Genomic DNA, 14,084 nt, shown 5'->3' with positions numbered 1-14,084 from the left:
ATGTTGAACGCGCAGAGGAGGCGGGACATGACAAACATATCTCAAACGGGGACAGAGGAACGGTACGGCGCCCTTGATGCCGTCAGGGCCGGGGCATTGATGCTGGGCGTGGCTCTGCACGCCACCATGGCCTATACCGACCCGCCGTTCTGGATCGTTCAGGACGCGCAGAGGGATAACGGGTTCTGGATAGGGTTCTTTGTCATCCATATCTTCCGCATGAGCCTGTTTTTCATGCTGGCCGGGTTTTTTGCGCGGCTGGTGTTTCATAAATATGGCCTCAAAGGCTTTGTGGCTAACCGCGCCAAACGCATTGCCTTGCCGCTGATTATCTTCTGGCTGCCGGTGATCGCGGCGATCATCACCCTTGCGGTTATGGCGTCGATGAAGTTCGCGGCCGCAGGTGGTGTGGTGCCACCCGCCCCGCCACCGCCGACACTAGAGACCTTTCCGCTGACCCACCTGTGGTTCCTTTACATGCTGCTCCTGCTGTATGTCGGGATGCTGGCCTTACGCGGCATTGTGGTGCTGATTGACCGCAGTGGGGCTTTACGTGACGGCATGGGAAAACTGCTGGGCTGGGGTGTTAAAACCGGTGTGGCTATTCCCGTTCTGGCCCTGCCGCTGGTGCTGGTGACGGCGCAGACGACCGACTGGATGCGCTGGATCGGCATATCCACGCCGGATACGGGGTTTATGCCCAATCTTATGGCCCTGACCGGGTTTTGGGTGGCGTTTGTCTTTGGCTGGGGCCTGCATCGCCGCGCCGACCTGTTGGCGAGCCTGGCCCAGCAATGGATGTCGAACCTGCTGGCGGCGGTGATCTTCACCACCTATTGTCTGTGGGACATGGATGCGACGGCAAGCTTTGATAAGGTCGCCGGGCGTGATCATTTGTTATACGCCGCAAGCTATGGGCTCGCCATCTGGACCTGGAGTTTCGGCCTGATCGGACTGGCGATGAAAACCCTGTCTAAGCCCAGTCAGGTCTGGCGCTTTTTATCAGACTCGTCCTATTGGGTATATATCGTCCACCTGCCGCTGGTACTGTGGTTTCAATACCTGCTGGCCGATCAGGCTTGGCCGGCGGTGGCTAAATTCGCCGCCGTGGTGGCGGGGACCTTGGTCATCGGGTGGGTCAGCTACCGGTTCGGCGTCAGGTACACGATTATAGGTACGTTACTAAACGGCCGCAAACGCGCGCCCCATAAACTGAAACAGGCGGCCGCCCATGCCACAAACTAATATGCCAAACGCTAAATCCTTTGCGACAAGCTTTGCCGATGAAGGGCCGCGCGCTCAGGCGGCGACCGGGTTGGTGTTCCTGTGGGCAGGCTTGCTTTACGGCGCGCAGACCCTGGCTTACGGCGCCATAGAAGCCGGGATGCTGACCCTGACCGGGGTTGGTCATCTCATTCTGACGATAGCCCCGACCATACCCTTTCTGGCGGTCATCGCCTATGTGAGTTGGCATGGCCGCACATCGCAAAAAGGGGTGGCAACGCGGGCGCTTACCGCCTGCTACACCTCGGCGGGGCTGGTCAATCTGGTGATCGCCATTGCGTTTGGGGTGCTGGCGGCGCGCAAAGGCAATATGACGGTCTGGCTGTTGTACCCGATCGTCATCTGCGCCATGCAGGGGGCGGTCTGGTATGCCGCCTGTGCGATCCGTCGCAAAGTCTGGCTGGGGGTTGTCTCCGCCGGATGGTTTGCGGTGACGGTTATATTGACGCTGCTGGTGACGAATATTCAGGGCTATCTGCTGGTGCTGGGATTGGCCCTGTGGGCGCTGATGGCTGTCCCCGGCTATGTGTTGATGCGTCGGGCAGTTAAGGAGCCATCACATGGGTGAACTCAATCCGCAAACCGCCCGTGATGATCTGGCCTTCATCACCTCACTGGTGGGTGAGGGGGCGCGGGCTCAGGTCTCTGGCGGCGTACTGCTGCTGACGGGCGGTATGCTGTATGGGATACAGTGCCTGTGCCATTGGGCCGATATGGCCGGGTTGATCCGGCTGGGCACCGTCGGGCACCTGATCAATGGCATATTGCCGTCGGTGCTGTTTCTGGTTGCCGTTGGGATCGTCATGTGGCGCGACCGCCATAAGACCCACACGGGCGTGGCCAGTCGCGCACTTAATGCGGCGTTTGGCGGGGTGGGGCTGGCCAATCTGTTTATGAATTTTGTGTTCGGCTATACGGCGTTGATGCACAAACTATGGTTTATCTGGATGTTATACCCGATTGTGCTGTGTTCACTTATGGGCGCGGCCTGGTATGTGGCGGTCATTATCCGGCGCAAACTGTGGCTGGGCGTAGTCTCTGCCGGATGGTTCGCGGCGGCGTTCGCGCTAATGTGGCGGATCGAGACGCCGGACTACATGCTGATCCTGTCGGTGGCGTTGTTCCTGCTGATGGGGCTGCCGGGCTATGTGTTCATGCGGTTGGCAAAGGCACAGGCGTGAGTGGATTTGATGTCAATCGGCTGGATGACGCCATTCACGGACGCCTGCGTCTGGGGATCATGGCCTATCTGGCCGATGCCGAATCGGCGGATTTCAATGAGCTTAAGGCCATGCTTGAGGCCACTCAGGGCAATCTGTCGATCCATCTGCGTAAACTGGAAGATGTCGGCTATATTGAAATTATCAAAAGCTTTCAGGGCCGAAAGCCCCTGACCCGCGCGCAGATTACGCCCGCGGGTCGTAAGGCGTTTTCGAACTATCTCAAAGTCTTATCTGGACTTGTGGATAAGGCTTAAACCAATTCTGCCAGATGCCCTGATAATTTAGCGGGACTTTCCGCCGTCAGATCCTTGGGGATTTCAGCCTCGATGGCCGCTAGCACGCCCTTACTGAACAGCTTACGCAATTCACCCAGCAGCTTGGCAGGGGCAATCACCGTCAGGCGCTCGAACCTGCCGGAAAGGTAGGCGGCGTTGATGGCATCGGCCGCCGTTTTCATCAGGTCGAGCTTGACCTCCTGACGGGCATCTATGTGCGGTTCAGACATGCTGCGCTGTGACGAATTGCTTTGGAATACGCGCCCCAGCTTGTCCGGATCGACATCATAGACCTTATCGGCGTCCTGCGCCTGCCAGGACAGGCCGTCCACGGCTTTCAGGCTCTGACGCGGCTCAATAGTGCCGGGCCGGTTGGGCTGGGCGGTGGTGGGCACCTCAGCGCTGTCGGTTTCGCGGCAATAGATGGTGGCGGATTTTCCGCTGGCCGCCAGAACTCATGACACGGTGGCTTTGCGCGCCGCCGGTTGAAAATCAGGCATATTCAGATCCTTTCAAGGTGTGAAACGATCCCCCTTAAGCGGGTTCAGAGTATGCGCCGATATCGAAAAGATTCAATGCGGTAAGCTTATCCGGTCAGGACTGGCTGATTAGCGCGGCCCGTTCCTCCGGCGTCATATGCCGCCACTGGCCTTCGGGCAGGTCGCCCATATGCAGCGGGCCAATCCGGTTGCGGTAAAGGTCAATAACCCGCAGTTCGACCATGTCGCACATCCGCCGGATCTGACGATTGCGGCCTTCTTTCAGGATAAAACTTAAGGATTGTTCGCCGGTCTGGGTGACGATGGCAGGCTTAAGCTTGCGGCCATCGAGCGTCAGGCCGTGACGCAGCCATTGCAGCTTTTCCTCAAACAAAGACCCGCGCACCCGGACGTGGTATTCTTTCTCAAGGTCACTTTCGGGGCCGATAATGGCCTTGGCCAAAACCCCGTCTTCGGACATGATCAGAAGCCCGCGCGAATCCTTATCAAGCCGTCCGACCGGGGCCAGCTTGGAATGTTGGTCCGGGAAAATCTCAGCCGGACCATAGACATTGGCGCGGCGGATCATGCGCACCGCCGGGATCTCACCGGCTTCAGGCGTACCGGAGACGATGCCGATGGGTTTGTGATACAGGATCGTCATCCGGCTATCGAGGGCGTCCTTACCCTCATCATCGATCGAGACCGTCTGACCCTTTTCGATCTTGCGGCCCGCATCGGTGACACGCACACCATCGACCAGAATCTGACCGCGTTCGATCAGACTATCGGCTTCACGCCGCGAACACACGCCCGATTGCGCCAGCCATTTGTTGACGCGCACGGGCTCATCACCGTCATAAATCTTGCTCAAAGCCATGCCGACTCCCTTAGCGACAAAGCTTTCGTCGCGCCACCGTTTTTATGCGGAGGTCAGGCGGTAAAAGGCGCTGGCGTGGGGGCGCAGTTCAGTTGTCAGCGTCGTGTCCACAACCCCTATATCCTTGCGGGCCCAGATATCGCGCACCTTCACCTTGTTTTTCAGGCCCATAAGTTTGAACATTTCACTGACGGCTTGAGGCTGGTCGGAAATGTTGAACAGGGCCAGATATCGGCCTTTAGGGGCATCGGCGATCCAGCCGATCTGGCCATCGCGTTTGAACAGCACGCGGTTGTTTGAGCTTTTCTGATTGACGGCAATGACTTCTGGATTGGTCAACAGGTCAAGCGTGGCCTGATCCATCGCGCGCAGATCGCCGCCCATGATCAACGGAGAGCGCGCAATCGACCACAGAGTCATCAGGGTCTGCTGCTCATCGGGTGTGAACTTGGTCTTGCGCTGTCCCATCGCCAGCAGCCCCAGCGGCAACATGTCGGCATCGGGCCAGGCGCCGGGCGTGCGGTACGGGTTCCAGTTTTCCAGCCGCTGGAATTGATCGCGCAGCAGTTTCCAGTCATCCCAGAAGTCATCCGAAATCCGCCACATCTGGGCATATTTTGGCACATGATGGGCCCAGTTGAGATCGGTCTCACCGGGCGACAGGCTCAAAATCATCGGGCGGCCAGAGGCGGCAATGGCCTTATGGGCGGCCTCAATCTCGCGCCAGTTGTCACCATAGGGGCGGGACATGTCGTCCATCTTGACGAAATCGACGCCCCAGTCGGCAAACAGCTTAAAGACCGAATTGTAGTACGCCTGCGCACCCGGCTTGGTCATATCGACGCCGTACATGTCGCCGTTCCAGGTACAGACTGAGTTGGTATTGGCGATATCCTGGGCGCGGACTGTGGTGCCTAAAATGGGTACGTTCTGCGCCACCGCCTGACGCGGAATCCCTCTCATGATATGGACGCCGAATTTCAGACCCAATTTGTGAACCTGATCAGACAAAGGTTTGAAGCCCTTACCATTTTCAGATGACGGGAAACGATTGGGCGCGGGCAGGAGGCGGCCATTGCCGTCCATGGTCAGGGCTGCATCTTTGCGGTAATTATAACCGTCGGCATTGGGTTCGTACCACTGGATATCGACGGTAAAGACATCGTAACCGGACGGCAGCAGCTTATCAGCCATGATGTGGGCGTTTTCCACGGCCTGAGCTTCGGTAATGGTGGTGGCGAACGAGTTCCAGCTATTCCAGCCCATCGGCGGAGTCGGGGCCAGCACGGTCGGGCCTGCAAAGCTAAGGCCGGATGAGGCCGCGAATGTCGTCGCTGTGGCGCCGCCGATCAGGGCGCGCCGGTTGAGTTGCCATTTTCCTGTCATCATGACCTCCGTTATTTATTTGTCCGACTATTGCATTGGTCTGGCCAATTTGCCAACCCTTTTTTCAGGAAAAATGTCGAGGGCTCTTGACGGCGAGCCTTACCTCAACCAAGCCATGGCACCATGAATATTCTGCTGATCGGCTCGGGCGGCCGCGAACACGCCCTCGCATGGAAAATCGCTCAAAGCCCGCTGCTGACGCGCCTGGTGATCGCACCCGGCAATCCCGGCATGGCGGCCTTAGGCGAATGTGTGGCCGTCAAGGTCACCGAAGTCGATAAGTTGGTGGCACTGGCGCAATCGATGAGCGCTGATCTGGTGGTTGTGGGCCCTGAAAGCGCATTGGCCGAAGGCATTGCCGATGCGCTTATGAAGGTCGGCATCCCGTGCTTTGGGCCGACGCAAAAGGCAGCGCAGTTAGAATCGTCAAAAGCCTTCACCAAGGATTTCTGTAAGCGCCACAAAATACCTACCGCGGCCTATGAAACCTTTGAGGATATAGACGCCGCGAAAGCCTATCTTAAGACCTTGCCTGCCCCCTATATCATCAAGGCTGATGGTCTGGCGGCGGGTAAAGGTGTCGCGATCTCACCTGATCTGCCCGATGCCTATGCCGAGCTGGGGGCTATGATGTCGGGCCGGTTTGGCGCGTCGGGGGCGCGGGTGGTGATCGAAGAATTTATGACCGGCGAAGAAGCCTCGATCTTTGCACTATGTGACGGTGAAACCGCGCTGCTGTTCGGCTGGGCGCAGGATCATAAACGCGCCTTTGACGGCGATACCGGCCCTAATACCGGCGGCATGGGCACCTATAGCCCCGCGCCGATTGTAACCTCGGCATTGCTCGATATCACCCAGCGCGACATCCTTGATCCGACGATGGCGGGCATGAAGGCCGAGGGTAATCCTTATAAGGGCGTGCTCTATGCGGGTCTGATGGTGGAAAACGGCAATCCGCGTCTGGTCGAATATAATGCCCGCTTTGGCGACCCGGAATGTCAGGTGCTGATGCTGCGCCTCAAAAGCGATATCGTGCCGTATCTGCTGGCGGCAGCTAAGGGCGGGCTGAAAGATTTACCCGCGCCGGAATGGCATGGGGAAGCGGCCGTATGCGTAGTTTATGCCGCCAAGGGCTATCCAGACAGCCCGATTGGTGGCTCAGTTATCAAGGGTGCGGAGCAGGATTTTGGTGAGGGCGTCAGCGTCTTTCATGCCGGGACGTCGCGCGCCGAGGATGGGTCTCTGCTGGCCGCGGGCGGGCGGGTACTCAATGTCTGCGCGCGCGGGGCAACGATCAAAGAGGCGCGGGATGCCGCCTATGAAGCCGTGTCGAAAATCCAGTGGCCGGGCGGGTTTTATCGCTCAGATATTGGCTGGCGGGCTCTATCTTAATAGGGTGGCTTTGAAAGCCATTTCATCATCAAAGCGCGCCTGAATAGGCAGGTAATCAATTATTGATTTCCAGTATTCAGGCAGTTTAACCCAATCCTTTTCGGTGGTAATCAGACGGGCGGATTGTTCGTCGGCGATCACTTTCATGGCGACGAGATCTGTCTCTGAAATCGGCGCGTGGTCCGGATAGGCTTTGAAGCTGGCGATATCGCAACCTAACCGTTCCAGGGTTGACTGAAACTTCCACGGCTTGGCAATGGCGGCAAAGGCCACCACATTGACGGGCTTCATAACGGCGGCCAGGCGGGCGATAAAGACTGGCTTATCCTTGAATAAATTGAGTAATTCAGGGTCAACCGGCACATCCTCAGACGGCAGCCACAGGACGATAATATCGGCCCGCGCAAGCCCCTCATTCAGTGGCTCTCGCATTGGCCCATAAGGCACCACGCCGCCGTCACCAAAGGGCCAAGCGCCATTTGAGGTATCGCAGTCAACCACAACGATATTGATGTCCTTGGCGATGGTCAGGTTCTGATGAGCGTCATCGACCACACAAATTTGGGCGTCTGTGGTCTCTATCGCCCGCAGTCCGGCGGCGCGATCCTTGGCGATCACAAACGGAAACTCACGCGCCAGCATCCACGCTTCGTCACCGACGTCTGCGGTAGTATGGATAGTAGTGTCAATATTGATTGGCCCATCAAGCGTACCGCCATAGCCTTTGGACAAGCCCGTTGAATCGGGCAGTATTCTCAGGATTTCCCGCGCTATTGGCGTCTTGCCCGATCCGCCCACCGTCAGATTGCCGACGGAAATAACCTTGAGCGATGACCGATAGGGCGTGGCGTTTTTCGCCTTGGCGCGACCCGCGCCGATCCACATCTGCGATAGCGGCCACAACACCGGTCGCCACCACGGCGCACCGTCGGCGTTTTTTGTGTACCACCACTTCGGGGTTTTGATCATAAATCTCCTCCCCATTCTATGGGGAGGTGGCCCGAAGGGACGGAGGGGTAAGTGGGGCCATGTTTATACCCCTCCGTCTGCATCGCTTTGCTCGCATCCACCTCCCCATGAAATGGGGAGGAGAGGTAAATGCAGAATCGGCACATGATCGTCACGCCGCCTCATCCTGAGCGGGGGCGGGCGGCAGCAGCGGTTCAAGGCATCGCCAGACCATCGGCAGGGTGTCGCCATCCTTACGCGCCAGTCGCCGCGCCAGCGTGTTGGCGGTCTCAATGCTTTCGGGATTGGCCCGCAATTGCTCGACGATCAGGCTCAGTTCATCGCGGCTGTTCGCCTTCCAGCCGGCGCCAAGTTCCAGCACGTCGTCATAGACCGCCTGCCAGTTGTAAAGTTCTGCGCCAAATATGACGGCTTTCGACAACCGCATGGCCTCCAGCGGGTTATGGCCACCGATGCCGGTTGAGAAACTGCCGGCCATGATGACCACATCGGCCAGCCGGAAAAACACCCCAAGCTCGCCCAGAGTATCAGCCAGATAGATATGAGTATGTGGTGTAATGACCTCGGCCTTTGAGCGCTGGGCGACCGTAAACCCCAGCGCTTCCAGATCAAGCCGAATGTCTTCGGCGCGGGTCGGATGGCGCGGCACGATGATCAGCAGCGGCTTATCCGCAGACTTAACCATTGCCTCTAAGGCGCTGGAAATATAGGCATCCTCGTTCGGGTGAGTACTGGCGGCCACAATAACCTGGCGCGCACCGATCTGTGCGCTCAAAGCCTCACGCGCGTCGGCATCATCCTCCAGCGGTGCACCTAATGTCTTGAGATTGGCCTGCGGGGCGACGTGACGGGCAACCGGATCTCCCAAGCTTTTGAGGCGGGCCTCAGACGCCTTATCCTGCGCCATAATCAGGTCGAAACCGCTCAGGGTGTGGGTAATAGCATCTTTCAGCCGCATCCAGCCGGAGTAAGTTTTTTCGGTAATGCGCGCGCTCAGCAGGGCGTGTTTGATGCCGCGTTTCTGCAAGGCCCCGATCAGGTTGGGCCACAGGTCGCTTTCGATAAAGATGGCCAGATCCGGCTGCCAGTGATCCAGAAACGCACTCACCGCCTGCGGGGTATCTATGGGGGCATATTGATGGGTGATCTCGCCCACAGCCGCCAGCCGTTTGGCTAAAATCTCCGCTGAGGTGGTGGTCGATGTGGTCAGCAAGAAGCGCACATCGGGCCGCTCCATTTTTAGGCGCTCAATCACCGGCAGCACCGACAGGCTTTCCCCGACGCTGACGCCGTGCAGCCAGATCAGGGTGCCGGATGGGCGCGGGGTGTCCGTGCGGCCCAGACGCTCCCGGAACCTGATCGGGTCTTCCTTGCCGCGCTCAAGCCGTCGGCGCAGGACAAAGGGTGCCTGAGTATGAAACAGGCTCATCAACCATTGATAAGCGGTCAGGGAAAACGGTTTGGTACTGCGCATCTAAAGCGGCGCTCCCACCAACCGGTCGGCTTCATCATTGACGCGCGTCAAAACATCACCCATGTGGGCCATCAGGTCTTGCAAGCGGTCGGCGTCGATATCGGCCGGCACGGGGTCATGAACCTCCCACACAATCGCCGCATGTCCGAACGGCAACGGTACGCGCATCCTATCCCAGGTCTTAAATTCGATAAAGCGGGAGGTCGATAAACCTACCGTGATCATGGGGGCGCCCGTCATTTGCGACAGTTTCAGTGTGCCTTCGGTCATTTCACGGTGCGGCCCGCGCGGCCCGTCAGGGGTCATGGCGACGCAGCGACCCTCACCAGCCGGTGCGGCACGCATCCAGCGCAGCATCTCACGGAAAGCTTGCGCTCCGCCTTTTTGCTTGGCCGGGTCGGATTTTTTGGCCGAAGACCCGCGGATGGCGTGATAGCCAAAACGCTGGTTGATCAGGGCGCTCTGGTCACCGCTTTTGGACAGGGAGGCCAGCACGCAGACCGCTTGCGCCTTATCCAGCGGCCAGCAGGCATGGGTCAGATGCAGGCGGCCATGCCAGAACATCAGCACAACCGGGCCTTTGGCGGCCCAGATGGCTTCGACGGGGGCCTGATTGATGCGCGTCCAACGCGAGGTGCGGTAGCAGAATTTCAGATAACCGACGACGAGGATGGCGATCAGTTTCTGAGCCAGCTTTGAGTTTAAAAGGGACTTCATGACACCACACCTGATGCCATTTGCGGGCTATTGTGTGGCATATCAAACTGTTGCCGCGCCAGATCGGCATAGAGGCCGCCGGAAGTAATCAGGCCGTCATGGGTGCCGCGTTCCACGATCCGGCCTTTGTCGAGCACAAGAATCTCATCGGCATGGCGGATGGTCGACAGGCGGTGGGCGATCATGAAGGTGGTGCGCCCGGCCATGAGCCGTTCCAGCGCTTCCTGCACGCGGGCTTCGGATTGGGTATCGAGCGCTGAGGTGGCTTCATCGAGCAGCAACAGCGGCGCATCTTTCAGGAAGGCGCGGGCAATGGCGATGCGTTGTTTCTGCCCGCCCGACAGGCGCGAACCGGCCTCACCTACGCGGGTGTCGTAGCCATCGGGCAGGTCCATGATGAACTCATGGGCAGCGGCGTCACGGGCGGCTTTTTCGATGGCGGCGGGGTCAGCATTTGGATTGCCATAGGCGATATTGACCGCGATGGTATCATCGAACAGGAACGGGTCTTGGGTTACCAGCGCAATATTTTCACGCAAGGATTTGAGCGTAAACGATTTTTGGTCGCGGTCATCAAAGCGGATATGGCCGCGGGTGGCATCGAAAAAGCGCGGCAGCAGGTTGAGCAGGGTTGATTTACCTGACCCTGACGGACCGACCAGAGCGATCGAACGTCCGGCCTCAGCGGTGAAATTTATGCCGGTAAGGGTCGGCATATCCGGCGCATATTCAAAACCGACATCCTCAAAACGGATCGTTTTAAAATCGCGGGATAAGGCCACTGCACCCGGCGCGTCGGTGATTTCCGGCTGGATATCCAGAACGGCAAACAACCTTTGGGCCGCCGTCATGCCTTCGGACATAATGGTTTGCAGGCTGGCGAGTTGGCGCAGGGACTGCGCGGCGGAGCCCAAAAGGGCCAGAAACGCAGTAAAGCCGCCGACGGTCATTTCGCCAAGACCAGAGCGCCAGCCGGCATAGGCGATGACCAGCGCGATCAGCACCGTCGTCAGGGCCTCGGTGACGGGGGCGGCCGAGGCGCGGGCATTTGCGCCCTTGATGATGTGTTTCTGGCGGCGCGCGATCACGTCATTGACGCGGCCTTCTTCGAAGCGTTCCTGATGGGCGATTTTGACGATCTTGACCCCATCAAGGCTTTCCATGATGGCCGACGACAGGCTGGAGGTTTCTTCCATCGCCCCCTTGGCGGCCTTTTTGGTGCGCTTCATATAGCCGGATAAGACCTGACCAATGATCGGGCCGATGATCAGCACGCCGAGCGTCATTTTCCAGTCGATAAAAGCCATGGCAATCAGGGTATAGATAACCGTCAGGCCATGCTGGGTGTAGTTGACGACGCCGTTGGTGGTCGCTTCGCGCATTAAACCGGCATCGAAAAGAACCGAGCTAAGATACTGCCCGGAATGGGCTTTTTGTAGTCTGGACAGATCAGCGCGGATCAGGTTGGCAAATAGCTGCGATTGAATATGGCCGACAAGCTGGTGACCGATCCGGTTGACGAGGGTTACCTGCCCCAGTTGCGCCCCCAGCCGGATAAAGCCCATGATGACGATGATCAAAGGCACCATCAACAGTGGATTTTCGGCGATGATTGCAGGCACGTTTGTGGCCGCGGGGCCCGTTTCACCGAACAATAACTCCACGCCGGGCTTAAGCATCAATAGCACGCCGGCGGTCGCCAGCCCCACCAGAGCCGCGCACAGCATGGAGGTGAACAACGCCCCCTTTTGCGGGCTTAAATACTCACGCCACACTCGGGCCATGACGGCCTTGGGGCCGATGTCAGATGTCGTGGTGAGAGGTGAAGGCTCAGGCATTCAGAACAGATAGGGTTGTTGGAGCAATAGCCTATAGCCTTTAAGGTGATTTTTCTCAAAACCAATAGGGTTTTGGTCACGGTTGCGTACAAAAGACCTTATCACTGCGTCAAAAATGTCTATATGAGGGGCCGTGCGCGTCGCCGCGAGCCTTAAATATATATCGAGTTCATGGTCAAAATATTCAAAACCCCAAAGATTCATAAGGTTTATGACACCTCAACCCCGTGGGGGCGGTTCAAGACCTATATGGCCTTTCTGTGGGGGGATCATGCCTATCTGCGGCTTGGGTTTACTAATGCCCACTGGATCGATGATAAGATGCTGCGCGCCAACCAGCCGTGGCCGTTTCAGCTTAAGTGGTTTCAGAAACATGACGGTATCAAGACCGTCATCAACCTGCGTGGGCAGCGGGGATCATTTTATGCCCTCGAAAAGTACGCCTGTGCGCGCTTGGGGCTGAAGCTGGTCGATTTTAAGGTGACGTCGCGCGATGTGCCGACAAAAGAAGCGATCCTGGCGGCCAAAGAGATGTTTGAGCGGATCGAATATCCGGCCCTGATGCATTGTAAATCCGGTGCCGACCGGGCCGGGATTATGAGTGTGCTGTATCGCCATCTGCATCTGGGCCATCCGATCGAAGACGCGATGAGCGAACTGGGCTTGCGCACCCTGCACATGAAGGCAGGCAAGACCGGCGTGCTCGATTATATTTTTGAGCGCTATCTGACGGTCGGCAAGCCGCAGGGCTTGAGCTTTGTCGAATGGACTCAGAGCGAGGATTACGACCCGGTGCGCATTAAGTCCGATTTCAAAGGGTCGTGGTGGGGTACGCTGCTGACCGAAAAAATCCTGCGGCGGGAATAGTAACGCGCGTAGGCGGCAAGCAATAGACAGCTCCAAAAAACCCTGTAATCTGAAATTCAGGTTTTGAGGGGGGCTTAATCTATGCAGGGTATCGACCTCTACGCACCAAAGCAGTCAGGGCAGCGTCTGACCTGGACGCCGTTTGCTTTTGCTGTCACCTTTATTGCTATCGCCATGTGTGCACTGGTCGGTATCCGGCTGATTTACCTGTTCGACTGGGAACACGGCGAAGCCCACATCTGGCCGGCCTTGTCGGTGCAACTGGTCACCGGCTTTGGCATGTCGGCTGTGCTGATCCTGATCTGGGCCTGGTTTTATGAGCGGCGCGGGTTTGCAGCCAATGGCCTCAATCAAAAGGGGCTGACGCGGTTCGGGCGCGGATGGCTGATCGGTGTCGGTTTTGCGCTATTTATTGTGGCCATCGCCATGGTCAGCGGCGTCTATGAGGTCGAACATTCCGGCTTTCGCGCCGAACCAAGCTGGTTGGGGCTGATCCCGTTCATCGTGCTGTTGTTTGGCTTCGTGGTTCAGGGTTCGACCGAAGAAATCCTGATGCGCGGCTATCTGATGTCGGTTTTGGCGTCACGACATGGGCTGATGCTGGCCGTGACACTCAACAGCGCCTTTTACACCCTGCTGCACAGCAGCAAGTTCAGCCTGACTTTTGAACTCGTCATTATGGTGTTTAATATATTGTTGCTGGCTCTGTTCATCAGCCTTTATGCCATCCGCGAACATTCAATCTGGGGCATTTGCGGCTGGCATACGGCGTGGAACTGGCTGCTGGGGGTCGGCTTTGGCTTTGATATCGCCGGGCGTAACTTTGGGGTCGAGCCTTTGCTGGTCGACCTCAAAGCCGCCCCCGGTCAGCCGTGGTGGCTGACGGGGGGCGCCGTAGGGCCGGAAGGCAGTGTGATCACCAGTCTGGTGTTGGCGGCAGGTATAGGCTGGTTGCTATGGCAGGGCGGATGGAGGATATTCAGACCGTCCACCCAAGCTGTTTAAATTATTTTACGCGCATTTGAATCCAAAAACCGCTTCACACTTTTTGGAAACAAAGTTCGGCGAAGCCAATGCGCTCTAAGCATCCGGGTTCAGCAGCTTATGGGCGTGGATGACGAAATAGCGCATCAGGGCATTATCCACCGTTGACTGCGCCTTTGAGCGCCACGCCTTGACCGCTTCTTCGTAGGAGCCATAAGCGCCGACAAATTCAACGGCCTTAAGGTCCTTGAATTGGGTCTTGGTCAGGTCGGACAGTTCGCCGCCGATGACGATGTGCAAAAGTTGTTCACTCATA

At 57.8% G+C, this 14,084-nt stretch carries 15 protein-coding genes; 7 read left to right on the top strand and 8 right to left on the bottom strand.

The window, feature by feature from the left end:
- Positions 1 to 27: 27 nt before the first annotated feature.
- The 4 genes from OVA03_RS04825 to OVA03_RS04810 are packed head-to-tail and all read left to right on the top strand — an operon-like array spanning position 28 to position 2,761.
- Positions 28 to 1,245: an acyltransferase family protein gene (locus tag OVA03_RS04825; protein WP_267527026.1), complete on the top strand. Its 1,218-nt coding sequence runs from the start codon at positions 28 to 30 to the stop codon at positions 1,243 to 1,245.
- Positions 1,232 to 1,852, top strand: a complete 621-nt coding sequence (locus OVA03_RS04820) for a hypothetical protein (RefSeq protein ID WP_267527025.1) — start codon at positions 1,232 to 1,234, stop codon at positions 1,850 to 1,852. The genes OVA03_RS04825 and OVA03_RS04820 overlap by 14 nt, the downstream gene beginning before the upstream one ends.
- Positions 1,845 to 2,465, top strand: coding sequence for a hypothetical protein (locus OVA03_RS04815; RefSeq protein ID WP_267527024.1), 621 nt, complete (start codon positions 1,845 to 1,847; stop codon positions 2,463 to 2,465). Before OVA03_RS04820 ends, OVA03_RS04815 begins: the two co-directional genes overlap by 8 nt.
- Entirely contained in the window at positions 2,462 to 2,761 is a 300-nt protein-coding gene (locus OVA03_RS04810; RefSeq protein ID WP_267527023.1) for a winged helix-turn-helix domain-containing protein, read from the top strand. Before OVA03_RS04815 ends, OVA03_RS04810 begins: the two co-directional genes overlap by 4 nt.
- On the opposite strand, the gene OVA03_RS04805 is transcribed toward OVA03_RS04810, so the two are convergent.
- From OVA03_RS04805 to OVA03_RS04795, 3 genes are all read right to left on the bottom strand, one after another.
- Positions 2,758 to 3,177: a host attachment protein gene (locus tag OVA03_RS04805; RefSeq protein ID WP_267527022.1), complete on the bottom strand. Its 420-nt coding sequence runs from the start codon at positions 3,175 to 3,177 to the stop codon at positions 2,758 to 2,760. The two genes, OVA03_RS04810 and OVA03_RS04805, sit on opposite strands and share 4 nt — an antisense overlap.
- A gap of 199 nt (positions 3,178 to 3,376) precedes the next feature.
- Positions 3,377 to 4,141, bottom strand: a complete 765-nt coding sequence (locus OVA03_RS04800; RefSeq protein ID WP_267527021.1) for a pseudouridine synthase — start codon at positions 4,139 to 4,141, stop codon at positions 3,377 to 3,379.
- Between the two features lie 42 nt (positions 4,142 to 4,183).
- Positions 4,184 to 5,530, bottom strand: coding sequence for a glycoside hydrolase family 27 protein (locus OVA03_RS04795; RefSeq protein WP_267527020.1), 1,347 nt, complete (start codon positions 5,528 to 5,530; stop codon positions 4,184 to 4,186).
- Between the two features lie 120 nt (positions 5,531 to 5,650).
- Between OVA03_RS04795 and purD the strand changes: the two genes are divergently transcribed.
- Positions 5,651 to 6,919 carry a phosphoribosylamine--glycine ligase gene (purD, locus tag OVA03_RS04790; RefSeq protein ID WP_267527019.1) on the top strand — a complete coding sequence of 423 codons (1,269 nt, stop codon included), beginning with the start codon at positions 5,651 to 5,653 and terminating at the stop codon, positions 6,917 to 6,919.
- On the opposite strand, the gene lpxK is transcribed toward purD, so the two are convergent.
- The 4 genes from lpxK to OVA03_RS04770 all read right to left on the bottom strand — a co-directional run bounded on the left by lpxK (position 6,911) and on the right by OVA03_RS04770 (position 11,863).
- Entirely contained in the window at positions 6,911 to 7,888 is a 978-nt protein-coding gene (gene lpxK / locus OVA03_RS04785) for a tetraacyldisaccharide 4'-kinase (protein WP_267527018.1), read from the bottom strand. The two genes, purD and lpxK, sit on opposite strands and share 9 nt — an antisense overlap.
- 151 nt (positions 7,889 to 8,039) lie before the next feature.
- A complete protein-coding gene (locus tag OVA03_RS04780) occupies positions 8,040 to 9,362 on the bottom strand; it encodes a 3-deoxy-D-manno-octulosonic acid transferase (protein ID WP_267527017.1) in 1,323 nt (440 codons plus the stop codon).
- A complete protein-coding gene (locus OVA03_RS04775; protein WP_267527016.1) occupies positions 9,363 to 10,079 on the bottom strand; it encodes a lysophospholipid acyltransferase family protein in 717 nt (238 codons plus the stop codon).
- The gene (locus OVA03_RS04770; RefSeq protein ID WP_267527015.1) at positions 10,076 to 11,863 is read right to left on the bottom strand and encodes an ABC transporter ATP-binding protein; all 1,788 of its coding nucleotides are present in this window, start codon (positions 11,861 to 11,863) and stop codon (positions 10,076 to 10,078) included. The genes OVA03_RS04775 and OVA03_RS04770 overlap by 4 nt, the downstream gene beginning before the upstream one ends.
- A 225-nt stretch (positions 11,864 to 12,088) precedes the next feature.
- Between OVA03_RS04770 and OVA03_RS04765 the strand changes: the two genes are divergently transcribed.
- Both OVA03_RS04765 and OVA03_RS04760 read left to right on the top strand, forming a co-directional pair.
- Positions 12,089 to 12,784: a fused DSP-PTPase phosphatase/NAD kinase-like protein gene (locus OVA03_RS04765; RefSeq protein ID WP_267527014.1), complete on the top strand. Its 696-nt coding sequence runs from the start codon at positions 12,089 to 12,091 to the stop codon at positions 12,782 to 12,784.
- Positions 12,785 to 12,865: 81 nt separating this feature from the next.
- On the top strand, positions 12,866 to 13,789 hold the full coding sequence (locus tag OVA03_RS04760; RefSeq protein ID WP_267527013.1) for a CPBP family intramembrane glutamic endopeptidase: 924 nt from the start codon (positions 12,866 to 12,868) through the stop codon (positions 13,787 to 13,789).
- A gap of 75 nt (positions 13,790 to 13,864) precedes the next feature.
- Here OVA03_RS04760 and OVA03_RS04755 read toward each other — a convergent pair whose 3' ends face one another.
- A complete protein-coding gene (locus tag OVA03_RS04755; protein WP_267527012.1) occupies positions 13,865 to 14,083 on the bottom strand; it encodes a DUF4170 domain-containing protein in 219 nt (72 codons plus the stop codon).
- Position 14,084: the final 1 nt, after the last annotated feature.

It is taken from the genome of Asticcacaulis sp. SL142, from assembly GCF_026625745.1.
Lineage (GTDB): Bacteria > Pseudomonadota > Alphaproteobacteria > Caulobacterales > Caulobacteraceae > Asticcacaulis.
This window is presented reverse-complemented; position numbering and strand designations above follow the sequence as displayed.

What these genes read in the sequence shown, in the direction of transcription:
- lpxK (WP_267527018.1), bottom strand. Translation starts at nt 7,888, where the DNA reads ATGATCAAAACCCCGAAGTGGTGGTACACAAAAAACGCCGACGGTGCG.
- OVA03_RS04825 (WP_267527026.1), top strand. Translation starts at nt 28, where the DNA reads ATGACAAACATATCTCAAACGGGGACAGAGGAACGGTACGGCGCCCTT.
- OVA03_RS04765 (WP_267527014.1), top strand. Translation starts at nt 12,089, where the DNA reads ATGGTCAAAATATTCAAAACCCCAAAGATTCATAAGGTTTATGACACC.
- OVA03_RS04755 (WP_267527012.1), bottom strand. Translation starts at nt 14,083, where the DNA reads ATGAGTGAACAACTTTTGCACATCGTCATCGGCGGCGAACTGTCCGAC.
- OVA03_RS04800 (WP_267527021.1), bottom strand. Translation starts at nt 4,141, where the DNA reads ATGGCTTTGAGCAAGATTTATGACGGTGATGAGCCCGTGCGCGTCAAC.
- OVA03_RS04770 (WP_267527015.1), bottom strand. Translation starts at nt 11,863, where the DNA reads ATGGCCCGAGTGTGGCGTGAGTATTTAAGCCCGCAAAAGGGGGCGTTG.
- OVA03_RS04775 (WP_267527016.1), bottom strand. Translation starts at nt 10,079, where the DNA reads ATGAAGTCCCTTTTAAACTCAAAGCTGGCTCAGAAACTGATCGCCATC.
- OVA03_RS04820 (WP_267527025.1), top strand. Translation starts at nt 1,232, where the DNA reads ATGCCACAAACTAATATGCCAAACGCTAAATCCTTTGCGACAAGCTTT.
- purD (WP_267527019.1), top strand. Translation starts at nt 5,651, where the DNA reads ATGAATATTCTGCTGATCGGCTCGGGCGGCCGCGAACACGCCCTCGCA.
- OVA03_RS04760 (WP_267527013.1), top strand. Translation starts at nt 12,866, where the DNA reads ATGCAGGGTATCGACCTCTACGCACCAAAGCAGTCAGGGCAGCGTCTG.
- OVA03_RS04815 (WP_267527024.1), top strand. Translation starts at nt 1,845, where the DNA reads ATGGGTGAACTCAATCCGCAAACCGCCCGTGATGATCTGGCCTTCATC.
- OVA03_RS04795 (WP_267527020.1), bottom strand. Translation starts at nt 5,530, where the DNA reads ATGATGACAGGAAAATGGCAACTCAACCGGCGCGCCCTGATCGGCGGC.
- OVA03_RS04780 (WP_267527017.1), bottom strand. Translation starts at nt 9,362, where the DNA reads ATGCGCAGTACCAAACCGTTTTCCCTGACCGCTTATCAATGGTTGATG.